Genomic DNA, 20,001 nt, shown 5'->3' on the forward strand with positions numbered 1-20,001 from the left:
AAGATCGCGAGCATCACTGCTAATCGGATTGATAGTCTAAACAGTGGCGAGAGTGCTAGAGGGTGTTAAAACCTTGCTGGCTTTCCAGGTTTGATGAATTTCAGTCAAGTAGGGAGTTAGACGGCGATGAACAAAATTGACCATTGCAGCGTTGTCAAGCAGGACGATGAAGATTCCCTTGGTGACTTGTCGATCGTGAATCTGTTGACGGACGGCAGTGGCAAGCAGTGGAATGGCTCGACCCGCTGGCTGGAGATCGGGTCTGACATAGAGGGCACTATAGCGCACTGTATCTACAGCAATTCGATGCACAATGTTCCAGCCAACCACTTGTCCTTGATGACGCAACCCGAAACTAATGCGTGGCTCGATCAGATGTTCTTCACGAAATGGACAGAGTTCAGCAGGATAGTTTAAGAGACTACTGCGTTGCTGTTGAATGGTTTCACGGTCTTGAAGCGTCAATTCTGACCAAGGAAAGGGGGTTAAGGACGTAGGCAGTGGGTAGTTTAACCAAGGAGCATTCCGAACCAGATCCCGCTGGATGACGCACATTAAGCTAAAGGGAGAACCTGGAGACCAGTTGAGTTGCTCTAGGATTCGGTCTAGCACAGGGGTCATCAGGTTAACGGTGTAATGTAACTCGACTTCAACACACCCTGCATCGATTAAAGTTTGCTCCATGCGATCGAGGAGCGCTTTCCCCAATCCTCGACAGCGATGGGCGGGTTTGACATAGAGGGAACAGATCTTTGAACGTCGATCGTGGGGTGAGTACTCGGCTAAAATTAATCCACAGGGCTGTGATTGGTATTGGACACCGATGGCAAAGGTATTTTCGTTGATCGCGCTCAGTTGAGAACGAAACATGGGGAATGTTAACTGCTCATAGGCAGGAGCAGTCACAGGGTCTAAAATGTGGAACTCATACATACCTTGATAGATTGTTCTATGTTGAGATGAATACAAAGGTGGCTGGGTTAACTTCATGGGGACTGAAGCAGCGATCGGGAGAGACTGCCTGAAACAGTGAGCGCCACCTTAGAAGCCAGCCTAATTTGTTGTTCTGTATTGTCCTGGATATCCTTCAGACCAACCTTTACGGTGTCCTTTACGATATTCTTCTTCCTGCCCTGGAAATTTCTCTGGAGATGACTGTCTTCCACAATATCCATCTCGATACCCTGCTTGGTAGGCTTGAGAGGTTGGTTGAGAAAAATTGTTCCAAAACATAAGTTATTCCCTCGCATTTCTGAGTGAGCATCGTTTAGCAAATGTTGATCAAGGCTGACTACAGAGAGCAAATCCTTCAGATTGTTCTACCTTGCAGTGACACAAAGGTGGCTGGGTCAACCTTACTGGAATTGAAACAACGATCGAGGAAGGCTGCCTGGGAACAGTGAGTGCTGCCCCAGGAGCTAGTGGTCTAGTAACGAACTGGGAGACTGCAAAAAAGTCGTGATATTTGAAGGCTATGCTGCCTTTGAAGCTGCGATCAGTTCTTTGAGTCGATCTTCTGAATCTGCGACTGAAGCTGCGATCAATTCACTGAGTAGTTTTTCTGAATCTGCGGCTGAAGCTGCGATCACTTCATTGAGTCGATCTAATCCTCGATTCAGCAGCGAAACGGCTTCGGCTCTCGACAGAGGTTCATTCGGTCTAAATGTTCCGTCTGGATTGCCCACACTGATACCATAGTCTTCAATTAGAGATTTCAAATCCTCGAAGTAGCAGTCGGTAGGGTTGACATCTTTTAGTTGGCTAACTGAGGTAATATCAGTCATGTTTTTTCTCCTTAAAGTCTTATCATTCAGCTACAAATTGCTTCGTAGCTATTCCTGAGTAGCGTTGCTATAGTTCTCAGCATTTCTGTATAACATCTCAGTAAACCTGCTTTGAAAATAGAAGATTTATCTTAAAAGCAGGTCTACTGTTCTGTTATTTCGTCATAACTGGGCGGAAGGCAATATCTGAATGAGAGCGATCGAGAGAGTCCCCAACTTCAATAGATTCTCCTGCAAATGCCAGTTCGATTTGGAAGGCAGCTAACGCCTCTTCCTTAGTGAAGAAGTAGCCTTGTTCTTTGCCTAACTCAACTGCTAGCTCACACAGGTTTTCCGGAGTCGTTGCTGCTTTGAGTTGCTCTTGCAGCATCGGGTCTTTCAACACCTGAGTGTAGAACTGTTGCAGATCCGTTGTCGTTTTGGTGGTCATTGTCTTCATGTATTTTCTCCTTAGTCGTACTGAGTTTCCTGTGTCTCAAACAATTCAAACGGTATTGGCGGCTGAGGTTAGCAACTGATGCACCCTGTCGATATCAATTGAGTTGGGTGCGAGTACCAGGTTGTTGTTTGATTCACACTAACAATCCTAGAAGCGAATTAATAATTCTCAAATCCATAAATCTCATATCAATTCTCATGTTGTAAAAGTCATCCGTGTTGCCAATTTGCGATCGAATTTGCTTAACATAGATAAAACCTAGAGTTCACAATTAGCGCAGAATGCAACTCTGAAGGAACAGCGCCAGGGTAGAGAGTCGCGCTAAAGCACATCATTGAGGATGCACTATGATTCGGTTTTGGAGGTTGGGATTCGGGCTGGTGACCCTATTCGGATGGAGTGATCCCGCGATCGCTCAAGTTGTGCCGGATCAGACCTTGCCTGTGGGAGAGCGATCGCAAATTTCGGGCGATCCCAGCATTCAAATCGACGGTAGCGCTACCCGTGGCAATACTCTATTTCATAGCTTTCAATCCCGACAGGCAGTAGTGCCTCGTTCAACAAGTGCCGAAGGTTAATTAGAACAGTTGACTTTTGTTTAGAATTGATCGAGACGTTTTGCAGATGTTTCTCTGGCATCAAATCTCTACGATAAACATAGTTCAGATTGCAGGTGATGAACACTCTGAGCATCCCTTCGTTCACGATGCAATCGATTTTCTAATCAGTTGAACACAGACAAATCTAATAGAACTGATTCGTTCAAGTGCAACGTGTTGCGATCGCTGAAAACTAATGGTAGGGTTTAACCACGATTTCTTGCTTAGATTGAGCGATCGCTGAGTAGTCTTTTGCATTATCCATCAGGGGGATTTCCAATGTCGCTATCTCATGGTTTGAGGAACGAACACCTTCAAGAAGAAGAAGCGGTAAAATTACAAGCTTCTGTAGATGCGATGAAGCAGCAAACGGGATCGGAAAGAGCAAGAGCAATGGGGATAGCCGCGCTTCTTTTAGAAAACAATCAGAATCTTTCAGCGTTTGCAGTTCTGCAACATCTTATCGACTCTGAACAGGATTTAGTAAGCACTTACTACTATCTTGGGGAAGTTTCTGAGAACGCTAACCAGTTCGATGAGGCTCAAAAGAATTACAAGATCGCTGCTCGGCTTGCTTCAGAAGTGCTGTGCGCTGCAAAAGCTGGGTTAGCCAGAGTAGAAGCAGAACCTGATCAGAAACAAACACGGCTCCTAAGCGCAAAAGCTGCTTTTGAGGTTTTGCAAAAAATAACTAATGATGATTTTGTCCCAGTACGAGGTGGAGAGCAGAAAGGCGATATGGTCGCTCTGCTTAGTCAGCTACTTCCTGAAGCGGACAATGAGAAGGAAAAAAAACAGCTAATATTATTAACGTGTACGGGAAACCAATGGGAAATCCAATGCGGCAATTGCGGTCCTGGTCGTAAATGGGTGGCTGGTGGTATTTGCATTAAATGCGGGGGAGGATGACAAAGGGTAATAACTGATTATTCTGAGACAATTTCTTCACTTTCTCCTTTAAAGGGTTAAAACACCTGTCTAGAACCCACCGTTCGCGTTAGCGACTATTTATAGTAATTGATCCTTAGATCTAAACTGCGGATAGTGTATAAAGGCAGATTATACCGCTGTTTGCAGTTTGAGATCGGCTCTAAAACGCTACGAATAGTGTTATGCGAACGATGGGTAGAAAGCTGCGATAATGAGTACCCGCTTGCAGCCCAGTGCTTCTGACCTAAATCTTTTGTACAAGAGCTATGAAAGAGCAATACGGGAAGCTGTGATAACTCCATACTTATGAACAAATGAACAAGCCTACCTATCGTTTTTGGTTTGCTGCCTTAGTTTCACTTTTCTTGCTAACTGAAGCAACCTGTTCTCAGGCACAAATTTCTAGCGATGGAACAGTGCCTACTGAAGTTACCAACTCAAATGGTCGCGACTTTGAGATTAATGGTGGTAGACAAATTGGCGGGAATCTTTTCCATAGCTTTGGTAATTTTTCAGTAATCACGGGTGGTTCAGCAACCTTTAATAATTCATTAGATGTTCAGAATATCATTAGTCGAGTTACAGGTAATTCCATCTCCAGTATTGATGGTTTGATCTCAGCCAGAAGCAATGCCAATTTCTTTCTAATTAATCCAAATGGAATTATTGTTGGCGCTAACGCCCGCTTGGATATTGGTGGCTCAGTCGTATTCAGTACAGCCGATCGTCTGAACTTTGCTGATGGAAGTTCTTCCAGCGCAACGAACACTGAAGCCCAGGCTCTGCTGACGATCAGCGCTCCGATTGGATTGCAGTTTGGAAATAATCCAGGAAAAATCGTTAGCTATAGTCTATCTGAAGACCCTCAAGTCCGTCCTGACAAAACATTAGCGCTTGTGGGCGGCGATATAGTGCTGGATGGTGCCTATCTATTAGGTGCTCAAGGGGCAAGACTTGAAATTGGGAGTGTTGCCAGTAATAGCTTTGTTGGGCTAACTGCAACTTCTAAAGGCTGGAGACTAAATTACGATGCTGTGCGTGCTTTTCAAGATATTCAACTATCCAAAGCTGTGATTGGTGGAATAGACATTGACGATATTCAGTTGCTGGGTAGGCGGATTGCAATCAATAATTCGATAATCAGTACCCTGACCTCAGGGGCAAGCCCAAGTGGAAATCTTGTGGTAAGGGCTTCCGATTCAGTAACAATTAGCAATGACAGTACATTATCTACTACAACTGGTGCAATCTCAATTAGTTCCACCCAGCCAGGCGGTGATATCATTGTTGAAACGCCACGATTATTCGTTAACAGTAGATCTTCTATCAACGCGACGACTGAAGGACCCGGACAAGGTGGAAATATCTACGCGAATGCGCCTGAATCACTAGAAATAGATGGACAAGAATTTTTGACTCAACTCACCACTCAAACCTTCGGCAGAGGAAATGCTGGAGACATAAATGTAACGACTAAGAGATTGGTTTTGCGCGAGGGTGGGCAAATTACAGCCTCGGCTTCTTCCACAGCGTTTACTAGAACAGCAGTGACGGGCAATGCGGGAAGGATCAACATAATCGCTTCTGACTCAGTGGAAGTTAGCGGTCAAGGTGCATTAGAAGATTCACCTGTTTCGTCGGGTTTACTTGCTAGAACGAGGGGTTCATCTACTACTGGTAATGGAGGAAGCATACAAGTTAACACAGGTCGTCTATCACTTCAAGATGGGGGGGCAATATCAGTTGCTGCTGACCGAGGTAGTACTGGTCAAGCAGGTTCTTTGACGATTAATGCTACATCCGTGATAGTTAGCGGTTCCAACACTACAATATCTGCTAGTAGTACAAGCCCTAAGCCTGCTGGAGATGTAACGATTAATACAGATCAACTGCTAATCGGAAATAGGGCATCTATCAATGTGGATAGTCGGGCAGGTTCTGCGGGTAACTTATTCATCTCGGCTCGCTCTATTGAACTGACTGATCAGGGACAAATTGCAGCGACCAGCAACTTAGGAAATGGTGGTAACGTTGCTCTCCAAGCTAGCAATACGCTCTTACTTCGTAACAATAGTCAAATTTCCACTACTGCTGGAACGGCTCAAACGGGCGGCAATGGAGGCAACATCACGTTTAATGGCAGCTTCATTGTCGCTGTGCCTGAAGAAAACAGTACAATTTCAGCCAATGCCTTCTCTGGTCGTGGTGGCAACATTCAGATCACGACTGAAGGACTTTTTGGCATTGCTCCTCGATCGAGTGCAACTACTGGATTGAGCAGCATTACCGCGAGTTCGCAATTTGGCATCAGTGGCACAATTACGCTGAATACGCCTGATGTTGATCCGAGCCAAGGCTTAGTGCAGTTGCCCACCGAGCTACAAGATACGAGTGGATTGATTGCCTCCACTTGTCCAGCAGATGAAGGCAATTCGTTTGCCATTACGGGGCGCGGTGGATTGCCCGAAGATCCAAGACAACCCTTGATGAGCGATCGAGTTTGGCTCGACGATCGCGCCACAACCTCGGCTCTCCCTCCTCAATCGATGCCAACAATCGTAGAAGCTCAGGGCTGGGTTCGCGATCGTAATGGCACAGTTACGCTAGTTGCAAATTATCCCAGTAGCGCGATACCCGCATCTCCGTCCCTTCTCTGTGCCTTACTTAGCCGAAGTAAATCAATACCTCAACGATAAAGCTATCGCAGAGGTTCTGTCGCGATCGCATTCAGTCCCACTGTCGGCTGTATCAGAAAGTTCGTCCAGGTTTGATTCAGCGCTGAGTCATTTGGCTGCAATCGTTTTGCTTCTGCAAGTGCCGTGATTGCATCGTACCAGATGCCTTGTTTGCTATAAGTTGCTGCTTGCTGTAGTGCAGGTTGCGAATTGAGTCGTGTAGTAGGTTGCTTTCGACGCACCAAAGCGGACACAACCGGATCATTTGGGCTAGGTCGATCGCCACAGACTAGCACGATCGCCCACTGATAGTCTTTCCCAACTTCCAGAGGGGGCGAATCTTCAGCCGCTTGAATTCCAACAATTCCTGAAGTCCCAGTGATAGGAACAAAGCGTTGAGAATGAAACTGATTGCCTTGTTTGATGCTGAGCACGATTTGTCGAGCAGAGGTTTGTGGGACATACACCCAAAAAGTAGGACGGGCTGACCAAGTTAAACCAGAACGATCGCTAGGAACGAGAGCCGTGAGCGATGGCTTTCTGGTTGCTTGAGTGGTAGCAGAACTATCTTGTGAGCATTGCTGATTGTCCCGTGAACCTGCGCCTCTGGTTGTGCTGGGTGTGCCATCCTGGGGAGGTGGAGTAAACAGAATCACTGGGTTGGGAGATTGAGCGGTTTTCTGACTGCTCGACTGCGCGAATCCAGGATCAAGTCCGGATAGAAGAAACGCGATCGCTAAAAACGATGATACTGCTTGTAAACTCATATCTAGCTCTCCTGTATTGATATCGATAATCTTAAACGCGAATCGACAGTCACAAAATCCATAAATCCTATGCAAAATCTCATGCTTGATTTAACTGTTGGTCGATCGCAGCTTGATGTTCCTTCGCTTCCGATTGCTTCAAATACTCGATCGCAATTCGTCCAGCCGTTGGATAGTCTTGTCGAGCTTGCAACAGTAACCTTAAAGTGTGTTGAAATCGTAAGCGATCGAGTTGTTTATTCGTGACTAGCCAGAGTGCGATCGCGCTTCCCCACAGTCCCAATAGTGCAGGTGCAACAGGCAGCCACCATCCCCATAAAAGCGCCCCATAGCATCCTCCAACCAGTCCACCACTCGCGATTATTACAACAACGATGAGACGAGTCGGAGATTTAAATTGCCAACTGATTAAAGCTCCAATTCCTGCCCAAACTAGAATCCATAAACTTTCTGAAGGTTTAGACCAAGGGCGAATCAGAGGTCGTCCATCTAGAGCAGCACTCACGAGTTGGCTCACAATATTGGCGTGTAAAAAGACTCCTGGCATTGGTTGAGATGCACCAAACCAGCGATCGCTATAAGGGGTTTGAAACATATCTTTGACACTTTCTGCGGTCGTTCCGATTAGAACAATGCGATCGCGCAAATTTTCTGATGGAACTTGCTTCTTTAGAACTTGTTGCAAAGAAAATGTGGCAAAGTTTTCTTGGGTTCCGCGATAGTTCAGAAGAATCTGATAGCCCGCAGTATCCGCACCAACATAGCCGCCTTCATTGCGCTCTAGTCGATCGAAGGTTGCTTTTCCTAACCGTAAGCGTTGTCCCCCTAAAGACTCAGATGTAATTTTCTCAAAAGATAAATAATGCAGAGCGAGCCGGGTCGCTAAACTGTACTGAACATTATCTTTTGGAGAAATCGATAACAGAGCGCGACGTACTGTTCCATCACTGTCCTCAACTTGATCCGAGAAACCAACCTGTTGCGATTGGCGCAGAACGCGAGGGGGTGCAACTGGAGTTCCCACAACCTTCTCGATTCCAAATAGATTCGGTGTAGATTGAAAAACTTGAACTAATGCTTGATGTCCTGGCTCTACAGGCAAATCTCGATAGTTATCTAATCCGATCGCTCGTGGTTGTTGGGCTTTGATATTGTTAATCGCTTGAGCTAAAACGCGATCGGGGATCGGATAGCCAAATTGCTGTAGATCCGACTCCTCGATCATCACAACCGTGATCCGTTCATCCCGCGATTCTAGAGGTCGCCACCGCAGAAATTGATCGAATAGATTCAATTCCCAACCTTGCAGAAATCCCAGGACTCGGAGCAGTAGAACAGGCGCAGTCATCCCGATCGCAACTGTCGGAATCCAACGAGCGCGAATTCGCTGTTTCGGAACTTCCTGATTGGCTTTCTGTCTTGCTTCTGCTAAAAGTTGATTTGCCTGTTCGACCGCTTCTAGTGCGAGTTGTGCCTCTTGTTTCGCAAGCTCTTGACTTGCACCTAAAAACTGATAGTCCTGATCGGTGAGACTTTTTCCCAATGCCCAAATGAGCGCATCTTGCAAAGGTTGACCACGCAGTAGGCAAGAGCTATCTTGTTTTCCACTTGCAATCCAGGCAGCACAAAGTGGCGCATACGGGCGAAGATAAGACAATTGTTGATTAATCCACTCAGAATTGAAAATAGCCCGATAGATCGGATTTTTGACCACCAGTTGCCCTTGCTGATTTGCGACTAGCCCAGATAACAGAAGTTCCATTTGTTCGTCACTGCCATCAAAGGGAACGGCTGAATCTAACACTTGCTGATAGAGTCCCAGTCGCTTGAGCGATCGATCTGAATTGCTTAAAACGCGATCGCGAATCGTTCTCAAATGTTCTGGCTCATCCTGGAATTCCCAAGATTGAAGAATCTCCTGCTGCACAATGTCGGAAATCTGTTTGCGATCGTCTATTTCTGAATCTGAGCGTTCTACCACTAATCGACATAATTTCTGTGTCAAAAAAGGCTGTCCGCCTGTCCAAGTGAGAATTTCTTGGAGCGCAAGTTGGGGATCACTGACTGCACCGACTAAACCTTGTGCTAGAGACTGAGCTTCGGATTGTTGGAAGCCCTCGATCTCGATCGCGTGACCAATATTAAACGGCGTTCGCGATTGATCAATCATCAAATCCGAAGGTCTTGCTACCCCCAAAAAAGCAAACGTAAGTCGTTGGTACTCTGGTTGAAGACTACGGCGATTGTAGCAAGCCCGAATCAGGGCGAAAAAGTCCTGCACAGGAAACTCCAAACTACAAACACTATCGACCTCATCAAGAAAAATCACTATGTTCGGATGCGATTGATCCGCACGCTTAACGTCAGTGAGCAATACAGTCTCGATCCATTGTGCTAATCGCTGCACCGGGGAAAGATCCTGCCGCTCCTGCCACCAACTTTTCAAATTAATGAGTTGAACCAAATCAAACGCTTGCCAAAGCTCGACGGCTAATCCCTTGTACCACTGCTCTAGCGTTACACTCGTACTGCCAATTCGGGAAAGGTCGATCGCAGCACAGGCGATCCCATTTTCCTGAAGTTGATGAAAAGCCCTTACCATTAAACTAGACTTACCCATCTGTCGAGCATTAAACAAGTAGCAAAACTCACCCGTACTTAAGGCACGATAAAGGTCGATATCTGCCTGTCGCCTGACATAGTTCGGATCATCCCAGCGCAGACTTCCGCCGACTTGGTAATGGTTGATTTTATACATCTACTTCCTTGCGCCTTTAAGCCTGTTTTCAAATCAATAACTGATGTTTAATAATGGTTAAATCTACAAATCTCATAAAATATCTCATGAAAAAACTCATACGTTGATTTCCTCTGTGACAGAATTGCGGAGTTCAGGCGCGATAAGTTGTGGTCATCGCTGGTTTAAGACTGACACATTGATCTATGGAACAGGGACGGTTCTTTATGAAGCAGGATAATCTTTTTGAAACTCTTAACCGCGAACTCATTTCTCGTAACAACCGCCCATTAAATTCTACAGAAACACTGCTTCTTCAGGGAATTTGGCAGTTCCAAACCTATCACCAGATTGCCGACGAAATCGGTTACAGTCCTGGCTACTTAACCAATGTCGTTGCGCCAGAATTGCTTCATCGACTCTCACAAATCGCGGGTCAACGTCTCACCAAGAAAAACTGTCGGATTATTCTAGAATCCTTTATCGCTCAATCCATACCGGAACCAAGCGTAGAAACGCCACACGCGATCGCGCCAACAAACCAGATGTTGCCGTCTTTTCCCAGTGGTCCGATCGCGGTTCATTCTCCGTTTTACATTGCCCGACCCCCGATCGAAACCCAAGTCTTTGAAGAACTCCAAAAACCTGGGGCATTAGTGCGCGTGAAAGCTCCCAAAGAAATGGGAAAAACCTCGCTATTGTTGCAGGTGTTACATCAGCTTGACCAAGCAGGCTATCGTACCGTTTATCTCAGCTTGGAACAAATCGATCGAGCGATCTGTGATGACTTAAATCGTTTTTTACGCTGGCTCTGTGTCAGTGTGTCCCATCAATTGCAACTCGAACCCAAACTCGATGAGTACTGGGATGATGACATTGGCAGCAAAGTAAGCTGTACACTTTACTTCCGCAACTATTTATTAGCTCAACTAAATGCGCCGCTCGTTCTAGCCTTAGATGAAGTCAATCAGATTTTCGAGCATCCACTCGTTGCCCAAGATGTTCTACCTCTGTTGCGTTCCTGGTACGAAGAAGCCAAACGGCTCCCCATCTGGCAAAATTTCCGTCTGATGATGGCTCATTCAACCGAAGTGTATGTGCCGCTCCAATTGAATCAGTCTCCCTTCAATGTCGGGCTTGCTGCTCAGCTAACCTGCTTCAACCTAGAGCAAGTTCAACAACTCGCACAACGCTATCATCTCGATCTGGACAGTAATGAAGCCCAACAACTGATGAACTTAGTCGGCGGACATCCTGCCCTGATTCATGTTGCACTCTACTATCTCAGCCGAGGCGAATTCACCCTCGATCGACTACTCGAAATCGCCCCAACCTCAACAGGTATCTATCAGCATCATTTACAGCGTCACTGGGTCACACTCCAGCAACAGCCTGCTTTAGCTCATGCTTTCGGAAGACTTCTAAATGCAACTGAGCCGATTCACACGGAATCCATTCTCGCCCACAAATTGACCAGCATGGGATTGATCCATCAATCGGGCAATCAAGCGATCGTCAGTTGTCAGTTATACCAGCAATACTTTCAGCAAATGCTTCATCACAGTCTGTCATCGTGAGATCAACGAAATGATAAATGTTCGATCGCAACTTCTAACCATTAGCAAGCTGCGATCGAGTTAACAGTTCCAGACGGCTCGCGGTTTAACGATGCCGTCTGGCGAATACGAATTGAGCGCGATCGCTTAACTTTGGAGATCAGATTTGTTTGGACCCGGCAATCCATCTGGTGTGTAAATCGGTCGTTTCGCATCAACCCTTCCCAGAATGGTCAGCGTACTGGTTCCAAACAGCACAACAAGCTGAGAAATACTTGCACCATCAATTCTTTTGTTATCCACCATCTCACCAACCTTGGGCGCGATCGCAACAATCAGTGTCAGCATTGCTCCCCAAAATGTTCTGCTGGCAAGGATACTTTTCGGCATCGGTTTGTTTGCAGAAAGCGATTCTTGAGTCGTTGTCATTGTGATTCTCCTTGTTTTGTAAATGAACTGTTCAGCACTATTTCTTCTACTGCTGCCTTACTTCTTGATTTCAAATTCCCCTTTATCAAGCCAGTCCTGTTTCAACATCGTCCACCAATCCATCGAGAGTAAAGAAAAAGTAGGTCGATCGTGTTCTAAAACATAGTCGTAAGGGAGCCAACCGTACCCGTTCTCACCCCACTCGGTTCCCCAAGAGTTTCTGATGAGCAGCGCTCCTGTCGTTTCCATCCCTGTCGCATCAGTGTTCTTGATTTTGATTGTGTCATCGTAACCAACGGCTGCCATGTTATGACCTCCAACCCTGAGATCAGAATCCGTCGGAACTGGGATTTTTCCCGTAGTTTGGGACTGTAACATACAACTCTGGTAGCACAACATTCCAAACATCACAGGACGATTGGCAGCAAGATTTGCCTTGATTTGCTGCAAAACAACAGCTCTTGGTCTGTTTTTGATATCAATGCGAAAGTAGTCCATCGCTCGATATCGGCTGGCATAGCTATAGCAGAATGCTGGAGGTTCCTCGTCTAATTTCGATTCATCGTAAGCCCAGTATTCTTCAGGAGGTACGCCGAAGATAGCAAGCGCTTTCATGGTATCTCTCGAAAAAGCATTGGAATTGCCCGATACGCCCAGCAAGTTTCGGGTCACTTTGTAGAGAAAAAGTCTAGAAGCATTGAAATCATTGCCATACGCTCGTCTTTGAAAATACTCGACTAACGAGATTGCAGCATGAGCTGTACAGGAATTCAGATTCCCCTGATGTTCGATCGGCGAACACCATTCTCTTAAATCCACAGATGTTGGTAGCTCAGTCAGCACCTCGATAAAGTTTGTTTTGTCTCGATCGTCGGGTCTGTCCTGTAACCAACCTGTTGCTTTAATGGGTACGTGGAGTTGAACGTCAGTCATGGTTTTTACCTATTGCTAAACTTCAAAGATTGTTCAATCAAAACAGTCGATCGCTTCTCTGGGGTTGAGCATCTTGCTCACCTTGCATATAACTGATTCATGTATCCGTCTTGCCAACAAGACTGGCAGCGATACTTAACAGTGAAGTGGACGCGATGCTCTAGTCTGGAAGCTCTCTTGAATCAGTGCCACTTGCCGAATTAAATCTGCTTCTTCTAGCTCTAGCAATCGGGAGATAACTTGCTCGTAGCAGGGTGCTTTGAAGTATCCTAAAAGCGGTTGTTCTAATCCCACTGTTAGCGCATCGCTATCTGACTTGGCAGCGAAATAAGGAATATCTGACTGCTCCATTGCTTGCACTTCTGAAGATAAAATTGACCAAGCTAAAGGTTGATTTTGACACGTTAGAAAAACGCGAGATAGGATGTCTAGTTCGATACTGCGATCGCATCCATTTTGCAAATATTCGGGTTCTAAAAGGCTTTGTAGAATCATGGTATAAGCCTTAGTCGCCCGGAAAACGAATCGTACCTGCTGCCCGGAGAATTTAGCCAAGGGACTATTCTCTGCTAAAAGCGCCTCACGGTGCTGGATTAAGAAGCCATACATTTGACGAAACCCTACAACGATTTCATCAAGATATTTGCTGGGAGATAACGGCATCCCATTCAGCATGGGAACATTTTTCTCAGAAGGGAGCGCCAACGTCTCATAGGCTCGGTGCATATTGTCAGTATTGATCAATCTCCAGACCAGAACGCGATCTCTGAGTGCCGCGTCTGCATCAATACTTCCCAAGCCACTGACATCGTATGGAACAGGATTATTTTTATTAAAATCCCAATGAGGTAACAATCCACTGCGAAGCACTGATTTCTGTAGCAGATGATTATCAGAGGTTTGAAGCTGTTTTTCAGGCGATTCTTCCATATCACGGGCATCCGGGTGCATTAATGTTTCCATGTCGATCAGCACCCAATGTTCACCGCAGGCAATTAAGTTTTCGTAGTGACAATCGGTTGTATTCAGAACATAAAACAAGCACAACAGCATCCCTGACCGTTGATAGAAACGCTGTGCTGCTGATTCATCTTCAACGGGTAATTGCTCAACGTACTCTACCCAACCGTAGTTTGAACGATCGAGTACCTTCACGGTTTTGAAAGCTAAAGGTGCATTCCGTTGATTAAACCATTCTAAAAGCTGCTGATAGGCACTGTCTAACCCTAAGTTTTTGGGTTTATAAATTAGCTTTAGTCCTGATTCAAAAGTCAGACCCATGACACAGCGTCCGCGTCGATGAGGATCAGATAAGTTTGCTTTTATTTCAGTCACCTTTCCTAATGAGTAAGGGACGAAATGTTCCTTGTCCTCTTGTTCAGGCTGAAACATCTGCTGGATTTCAGCGATGTCTGTCTTTAGACGTTGCAACAATTCCGCTGTTAATTCTACCCAGAAATCGATTCGAGTCGCGATTAATCTTGCCAATACTGGATACTTTTGAAAGAGCGTGAGGAGTCCATCCTGCAAGAGATATTGAACAAAGGCTTGGTAGTAAGTTGTCTCTGGCTCAGGTTCTGTTTTTATCTCTGTCAGACTGAGTAAACGATATCCGAAGGGGCGAAAGTCATAAAACTCCTTCTCTAAGGTCTTATCACAGAGATTAACGAGCGAAATCAGCAACGATCGTTCTAGTTCTAAGTAGGCTTGCTCTGATAGCAAATTATGAGCGGATAAGTCTACCTGAGCCAATAGCTTTTGTCGTGCTACATCAATCAATGGCAACAGTAAATCTTCAAAGGGAAGTGGATTTTCAGAGTTAGTGCTGAGTGGAAATGGATCACTCGCGATCGGGCGTTGTCTAGGTGCTGATTTCCACTGTGAGGCAGTTGCAACAACCTGTTTTAAGGTTGTCGCCCAACCTGGTAGCGTTTCCCTCTCAGCAACAGCAACTGAGCTTCGACTTGAACGTGCTGCGTTGATCTCTATCCCATCCCATTGCAGCCGCTTCCGAAAAACTTCCTGGTCTCCTTGAGCGACAACCTGACACCAATGCTCCAGATATTGATTGAGTTGAGAATGATCACCGGAGTTGCAATACTCGGAAAAAGATCGAGCATTAGTGACAATCGTTGTGAAAGCAGATTCTGTCATTTTATTGCATCCTTGCATATCTAAAGAAGGAACTGAAGAGGCTCATTGAGGAAGAGCCTCCGCAGATTGCTTGAGTTAACTCAATGAGTTCGGACTTGCAACTTTTGCGATCGCAGAGTTAGGATGCTGTCCAGATGGTGTAAGCAAGATTGCCAATGCCGACAATACACAAAGGAGTTGAACCTCCTCCTACGGTTTCCAATTCCTCTTCCGTCAGCTTCTCACTAGGACTGCGCCCGGTTGTTTGAGCCGCTTGAGCCTGCATGTATGATGCGACATCCTCTTGAACAAAAGTATGACCTTTTTGTTTACCTAGCTCTACCATCTTGGTTTGGAAATCCTGCATGGAAGTAGAGGACTTCAATTGCTCTTGCAGAGCTGTATCTTTTGCTGCCAATTGGATGAATTGTTCGACGTTTGCTTGTGACATTTTGATACTTCCTTTGTGTTGTGTGGTTTGGGTGAAATAGAAGGGTTCACTGATTTCGTTACAAGAAGGAACTGGAGAGGCTCTTTCTCATCGAGCCTCTGCGAATTTTTTGAGTGAACTTAATGAGTTTGGGCTTGCAACTTTTGCGATCGCAAAGTTAGGAATTGGTGTATTTGTAGGCTTCGAGAGCAAGTCTGCCCAAACCGATAACACACAAAGGAGTTGAACCTCCTCCTACGGTTTCCAATTCCTCTTCCGTCAGCTTCTCACTAGGACTGCGCCCGGTTGTTTGAGCCGCTTGAGTCTGCATGTATGATGCGACATCCTCTTGAACAAAAGTATGACCTTTTTGTTTACCTAGCTCTACCATCTTGGTTTGGAAGTCCTGCATGGAAGCAGAGGACTTCAATTGCTCTTGCAGGGCTGTATCTTTTGCTGCCAATTGGATGAATTGTTCGACGTTTGCTTGTGACATTTTGATGCTTCCTTTATGCGTGGTTTGGGTGGAATAGAAGGGTTCACTGATTTCGTTTCCTGCTATTCGTGATCTTGCGAGTTGAATACTCGGTTTGACCTGTTTGCTAAGCGCTTTGCTTAACTGTCCCTATCGTAGAGATTCACCCCAAAAGAAACATCTGAAAAACGTCTCGACTCCCATTCAACGAAGTAAAGTCAATCGAGTTAACATTCGTTGATTGACTGAGTTTAATTGCTTAAGCCTTTTGTCAATGAGTGTAGTAGATACGAGGAGCGATCGAGAATCTAATCCCAGTCTTCTAGTTCTGTGAGCCAGTTCTGCATTAAAGCAGTCATCTGATCGCGTCGAGTTTCAAAGTTTGCAGCGATCGAGATCAGCAGAATGCCAAGACACAATCCGATGATCCATTTGAGTAATGAATACAATGCGATAAACACAATCAGTTGATTGATCGCATTGAGCAAAAAGACCAGCGTTCCAACGTACAAAAAGGCTCGAACTCGTAGCCCTAATCCAGCAAAAATCACAATCAAACTCACAATCCCAGGCAGGATTCCATAGTTCTCTTGAGTGAGTAACGCGGTGGCACAAATCAATCCCGCTCCACACAGACGAACATAATGACGCGACGATCGCTGTTGTACAAACGTCGGTTCGATTTGAGCGAAGTACAAAATCGATAAGCCGATCGGTAAAACCTGCCAAAACAAGCTTTCTACATTTAATTGGTGCAGTTGATCGAACACGAGCCAGTTCAACAGACCGACACTAAGATAAGTCCAGCGCACTTCACGCTGAATCGAAGCAACTAAGCTATAAAAGACGGCAATGACAATTAAGCTAACCGGATGAACAATTCCAGCCGTTCCAGCCAATACTAATAGCGGAAGTGCTAATGCTACCCGCTGCCAAGGTTGTCTCGCCCATCCCAATCGATCCCAAGGTAGCGCAAACAGTACAAATGCCGCGATCGCACTAATCGCTGCTGCATACGGTCGCACCACACCGCTAAAGAATCCACTAAACCAAGGCTTTGTGCTGAGATACCACATCAATCCCGCTGCTTCTAACAATCCTGCATACAGCCATGCTTCTGTTGCGAGTTGTACTGGACGATGCCGCGCTTGCCAAATTGCATAGAGTGATAGCACCATTCCAGTTGTAAATCCAACCAAAGCTAAAATCCCAGAGGAATCAGGCATAAGCAACGTCAGGAGTGCTGCAACACTTAGGAAAATGCTACTGATTGCCCAGTGCAAGTGAGCAAGGGGTCGAATGTCTTCTACACTCAGATTCAAAGCGCGAAGCATTCTCGATCGAGGAATACGATAGAGCAACATCAGAACTGCACCTAAAGTCGCGATCGCCATGAGTTGATCACTCATCGGCAATGTTCTGACCTGATACAACACCAGTTCATAAGCCGCGATCGAGGTTCCAATCACACCCGCATAGGTCAGAGGTTGATATTCTGATCTCCGTTTTCCGATCGCAATAGCAATCCAAGCAACTCCCAATGAAACTAAACCTGTCCATGCAGTAAATAACTGCGATCGCAGCATTAGTGCAAAGATTCCATAGGCGATCGGTAAGATATGCCACTCGATCGACAAGGGTTCTGAAGAATTGCGCCGTTGTCGAAGCTCTCCAAACAATTGAACAATAACCCCTAAGACCACATTTGCGACACATAACCGCGCCAGAGAAGGTTCAAACCATGCTAAACCTTCTGCAATCAGTAGCTCTAGTCCAATCCCAATTCCAATGAATGTCAAAGTTGAGGAAGCCTGCCAAGTGCGAAACACTAAAGCACTCGTCGTTAAACCAGCAGCAATCATTGTTAGAACATTCGGTAGCACACTCGTTTCATAGATTTGTACAGTACGTAGACTCAAGCTCACAAGAACGATCGCGCTCCATCCAATTGCCCATCTATCAGCGGCTTGTGCAAAAAGCGTGATGAAGTTCGATCGATGAGATTGTCCCCAGCGATAGAACTGCCACAGGATTGTTAATGCGATCGCACCGACAAGCAACCACGATTCCACAGTAAATCCTGGGAACCAATGCCAGATCCACCAACCGATCGCACTGAAACCAAACCCAAACGTGAGATAGGCAAGTTCAATCCTGGCTAAACATCGTGTGTTCACGAGCATTAAAACGGTTGCAAGACTTAAGCTCAACAATCCAGTTTCTCGATGTTGTATTGCTAAAGCTTGCACCATAAACAGCCCGATCGTACTTGTCCAACTCGCATCCGTTCGTCTCGATTGATCTCGAATGGCAATTCCAGTCAGGAAAGCTGGCACTAATATCCAAACGATCGCGAATTTAGGAGATGGTTCAAGAAATAGAATGTACGATAACGTTGCAACTCCAAAGCCGAAATACCAAGCACTCTGAGTCCAAATTCGATCTCTGAAGAGACTAAAGCTCCATTCAGCGATCGCAATTCCCAGAAAAATTGTTGCCCAAGTTGACTGTTCCAGATTTGAAAATCGCCAGTCGGTCGCAGCTACCAGCGTCATTAATCCAACAAGATGAGTCCCATAAACAAGCTGGATCGGATTGTGTTTCTGCTGAGTGAAGCGTCCTAAAGTAACTGTCGAAGCTAGAAGAGTGAGTGTGCGCGTTGCAGGAGCAAATGAGCTAATTGCAGTTAATCCAATTCCAAATAAAAGCGCGATCGATTCTGTAAATCTAGCAAGTTCAAATTTCTCATTGCGCTCTAACCAATTTGCGATCACAAGAATGCCAATCAAATACGGAAAGAGAACAATCCCTAACAGCGTAAACGGAACCGTTTGAGCTTGAGTCAGAGTGGTCGTAATGTTCACCACTTGAGATTGCAGCGAGTCAGGGACTAAGCGCCAAATTAACCAAATCGACTGCAATCCCACGACCAACAAAGCAATCACGTCGAACTGTCGCCAATACCGTTGGAGCAATTTCCACCAAAATAACAGTCCTAAGCTGCTGACTATCAATGCTTGCCATACGATCGTTCCCACAGAAACGAGCCAGCCAAATCCAAGTAATCCCGCGCTGATCGCCCAAAGCAGCGCGAGTGAATGTTGCTGTGCCACTCGTGCAACTAGCCATCCCACAATCCCAAATGCCAAACCAAGTTGAGCAATATCGATCCCTGCGATGAAAATAGCGCGGAAGAAAAGGAGGACGATCGCAACGATCGGAAAGACTAATCGCACAAAAGCAGTCGTCGGACGAACGGTAATGAATGCTGTAATTGTTCCGAGATAAGTTGCTAACAACGGCACATTTGCAAAACTCCAACCACACTGCAAATAGCTCAAGCCTAGATAGCTTACCAATGCAGAAGTAATGAGTGCTGAACTCGAAAATCTTTGCCGAAATACCGCGATCGCCATTCCACTCAGCATCATTGCAGCAATTAGCGCTGTCACGAGTGAAATAGATTGAATCGATTGCAGCAAAAAGCGATCGATCGCCCAAAAGTTGATGGGAACTAACAACAATGCTAAAGTCTGTAGCGTCGAAGCGGTGAGCCGTAATCTTGCTTGTCGCCCAGTCCAAAACGACACTCCCCAGAAACTCATCGTATAGCCGAGCAACACCAAATATTGTCCGATCGACGAAACGTTCTGCCACTGGCTTGCTGCAAGAACAGCAGATGAGATGATAACCAGAAATACACCTAATGCCAAGAGCCAAACAACACTCAGTTCTTGTTGGAACGATCGCGCAATCTGTTCCAATACATTCGGCTGTCTTGGAGTTGGGGGTGGAGCAGGACTTGGTAATGCTGGCTCTACGGGGCTAATAAAATCCGTTGTCGATCGAGCAACTGCAATTTCGGGCAGAACACTCGTCAAATATTGCTGACTGAGTTTTAGAATTTGTCGATCGCTCAACAGTCCAAGCTGTATCCAAAGCTCTAATCCCGTCAAAAAGTTGGGATGATTCGCATCTAGCTCTAGTACAACGCGACGATTCTCCGGTCGAGACATAGAAGCGCCTCCGGGCAGGGATGAAGTTGTCCTGAATGGATAAGCTTTACTCTACAGAAGCTCGATCGTTTCAGAAGGGTCACTTCGTCCGCTTCCTA

16 protein-coding genes are annotated in these 20,001 nt (G+C 45.8%); 4 read left to right on the forward strand and 12 right to left on the reverse strand.

Features of this window, described 5'->3' with window-relative positions:
- Positions 1 to 36: 36 nt before the first annotated feature.
- The 4 genes from ACQ4M5_RS08985 to ACQ4M5_RS09000 form a co-directional block, all read right to left on the reverse strand.
- A complete protein-coding gene (locus ACQ4M5_RS08985) occupies positions 37 to 990 on the reverse strand; it encodes a GNAT family N-acetyltransferase (RefSeq protein ID WP_430675243.1) in 954 nt (317 codons plus the stop codon).
- 63 nt (positions 991 to 1,053) lie between these two features.
- Positions 1,054 to 1,233, reverse strand: a complete 180-nt coding sequence (locus tag ACQ4M5_RS08990) for a hypothetical protein (protein ID WP_430675244.1) — start codon at positions 1,231 to 1,233, stop codon at positions 1,054 to 1,056.
- A 239-nt stretch (positions 1,234 to 1,472) separates the two neighbouring features.
- A complete protein-coding gene (locus tag ACQ4M5_RS08995) occupies positions 1,473 to 1,784 on the reverse strand; it encodes an S-layer homology domain-containing protein (protein ID WP_430675245.1) in 312 nt (103 codons plus the stop codon).
- A 154-nt stretch (positions 1,785 to 1,938) separates the two neighbouring features.
- A complete protein-coding gene (locus tag ACQ4M5_RS09000; RefSeq protein ID WP_430675246.1) occupies positions 1,939 to 2,223 on the reverse strand; it encodes a Nif11-like leader peptide family natural product precursor in 285 nt (94 codons plus the stop codon).
- A gap of 347 nt (positions 2,224 to 2,570) precedes the next feature.
- Here ACQ4M5_RS09000 and ACQ4M5_RS09005 point away from each other — a divergent pair, with 347 nt between their 5' ends.
- The 3 genes from ACQ4M5_RS09005 to ACQ4M5_RS09015 all read left to right on the forward strand — a co-directional run bounded on the left by ACQ4M5_RS09005 (position 2,571) and on the right by ACQ4M5_RS09015 (position 6,448).
- Positions 2,571 to 2,801 carry a hypothetical protein gene (locus ACQ4M5_RS09005; RefSeq protein ID WP_430675247.1) on the forward strand — a complete coding sequence of 77 codons (231 nt, stop codon included), beginning with the start codon at positions 2,571 to 2,573 and terminating at the stop codon, positions 2,799 to 2,801.
- Between the two features lie 300 nt (positions 2,802 to 3,101).
- Positions 3,102 to 3,731 (forward strand): hypothetical protein, encoded by a 630-nt coding sequence (locus ACQ4M5_RS09010; protein ID WP_430675248.1) that lies wholly within the window; start codon positions 3,102 to 3,104, stop codon positions 3,729 to 3,731.
- Positions 3,732 to 4,066: 335 nt separating this feature from the next.
- Positions 4,067 to 6,448: a filamentous hemagglutinin N-terminal domain-containing protein gene (locus ACQ4M5_RS09015; RefSeq protein WP_430675249.1), complete on the forward strand. Its 2,382-nt coding sequence runs from the start codon at positions 4,067 to 4,069 to the stop codon at positions 6,446 to 6,448.
- Between the two features lie 2 nt (positions 6,449 to 6,450).
- Here ACQ4M5_RS09015 and ACQ4M5_RS09020 read toward each other — a convergent pair whose 3' ends face one another.
- On the reverse strand, positions 6,451 to 7,194 hold the full coding sequence (locus tag ACQ4M5_RS09020) for a DUF928 domain-containing protein (RefSeq protein WP_430675250.1): 744 nt from the start codon (positions 7,192 to 7,194) through the stop codon (positions 6,451 to 6,453).
- A gap of 79 nt (positions 7,195 to 7,273) precedes the next feature.
- A complete protein-coding gene (locus tag ACQ4M5_RS09025) occupies positions 7,274 to 9,952 on the reverse strand; it encodes a CHASE2 domain-containing protein (protein WP_430675251.1) in 2,679 nt (892 codons plus the stop codon).
- 206 nt (positions 9,953 to 10,158) lie between these two features.
- On the opposite strand from ACQ4M5_RS09025, the gene ACQ4M5_RS09030 reads away from it, so the two are divergent.
- Positions 10,159 to 11,508: an AAA-like domain-containing protein gene (locus ACQ4M5_RS09030; RefSeq protein ID WP_430675252.1), complete on the forward strand. Its 1,350-nt coding sequence runs from the start codon at positions 10,159 to 10,161 to the stop codon at positions 11,506 to 11,508.
- 126 nt (positions 11,509 to 11,634) lie between these two features.
- Here the strand turns inward: ACQ4M5_RS09030 and ACQ4M5_RS09035 are convergent, their stop codons facing one another.
- The 6 genes from ACQ4M5_RS09035 to ACQ4M5_RS09060 form a co-directional block, all read right to left on the reverse strand.
- Positions 11,635 to 11,916: a hypothetical protein gene (locus ACQ4M5_RS09035; RefSeq protein WP_430675253.1), complete on the reverse strand. Its 282-nt coding sequence runs from the start codon at positions 11,914 to 11,916 to the stop codon at positions 11,635 to 11,637.
- A gap of 57 nt (positions 11,917 to 11,973) precedes the next feature.
- Positions 11,974 to 12,849 carry a C1 family peptidase gene (locus ACQ4M5_RS09040; RefSeq protein ID WP_430675254.1) on the reverse strand — a complete coding sequence of 292 codons (876 nt, stop codon included), beginning with the start codon at positions 12,847 to 12,849 and terminating at the stop codon, positions 11,974 to 11,976.
- Between the two features lie 135 nt (positions 12,850 to 12,984).
- Positions 12,985 to 15,003, reverse strand: a complete 2,019-nt coding sequence (gene lanM, locus ACQ4M5_RS09045) for a type 2 lanthipeptide synthetase LanM (protein WP_430675255.1) — start codon at positions 15,001 to 15,003, stop codon at positions 12,985 to 12,987.
- Positions 15,004 to 15,121: 118 nt separating this feature from the next.
- Positions 15,122 to 15,433, reverse strand: coding sequence for a Nif11-like leader peptide family natural product precursor (locus ACQ4M5_RS09050; RefSeq protein ID WP_430675257.1), 312 nt, complete (start codon positions 15,431 to 15,433; stop codon positions 15,122 to 15,124).
- Between the two features lie 157 nt (positions 15,434 to 15,590).
- On the reverse strand, positions 15,591 to 15,908 hold the full coding sequence (locus ACQ4M5_RS09055) for a Nif11-like leader peptide family natural product precursor (RefSeq protein ID WP_430675258.1): 318 nt from the start codon (positions 15,906 to 15,908) through the stop codon (positions 15,591 to 15,593).
- Positions 15,909 to 16,195: 287 nt separating this feature from the next.
- Positions 16,196 to 19,903 (reverse strand): hypothetical protein, encoded by a 3,708-nt coding sequence (locus ACQ4M5_RS09060; RefSeq protein WP_430675259.1) that lies wholly within the window; start codon positions 19,901 to 19,903, stop codon positions 16,196 to 16,198.
- Positions 19,904 to 20,001 lie beyond the last annotated feature (98 nt).

Source organism: Leptolyngbya sp. AN10, assembly GCF_050565645.1.
GTDB lineage: Bacteria > Cyanobacteriota > Cyanobacteriia > Leptolyngbyales > Leptolyngbyaceae > Leptolyngbya.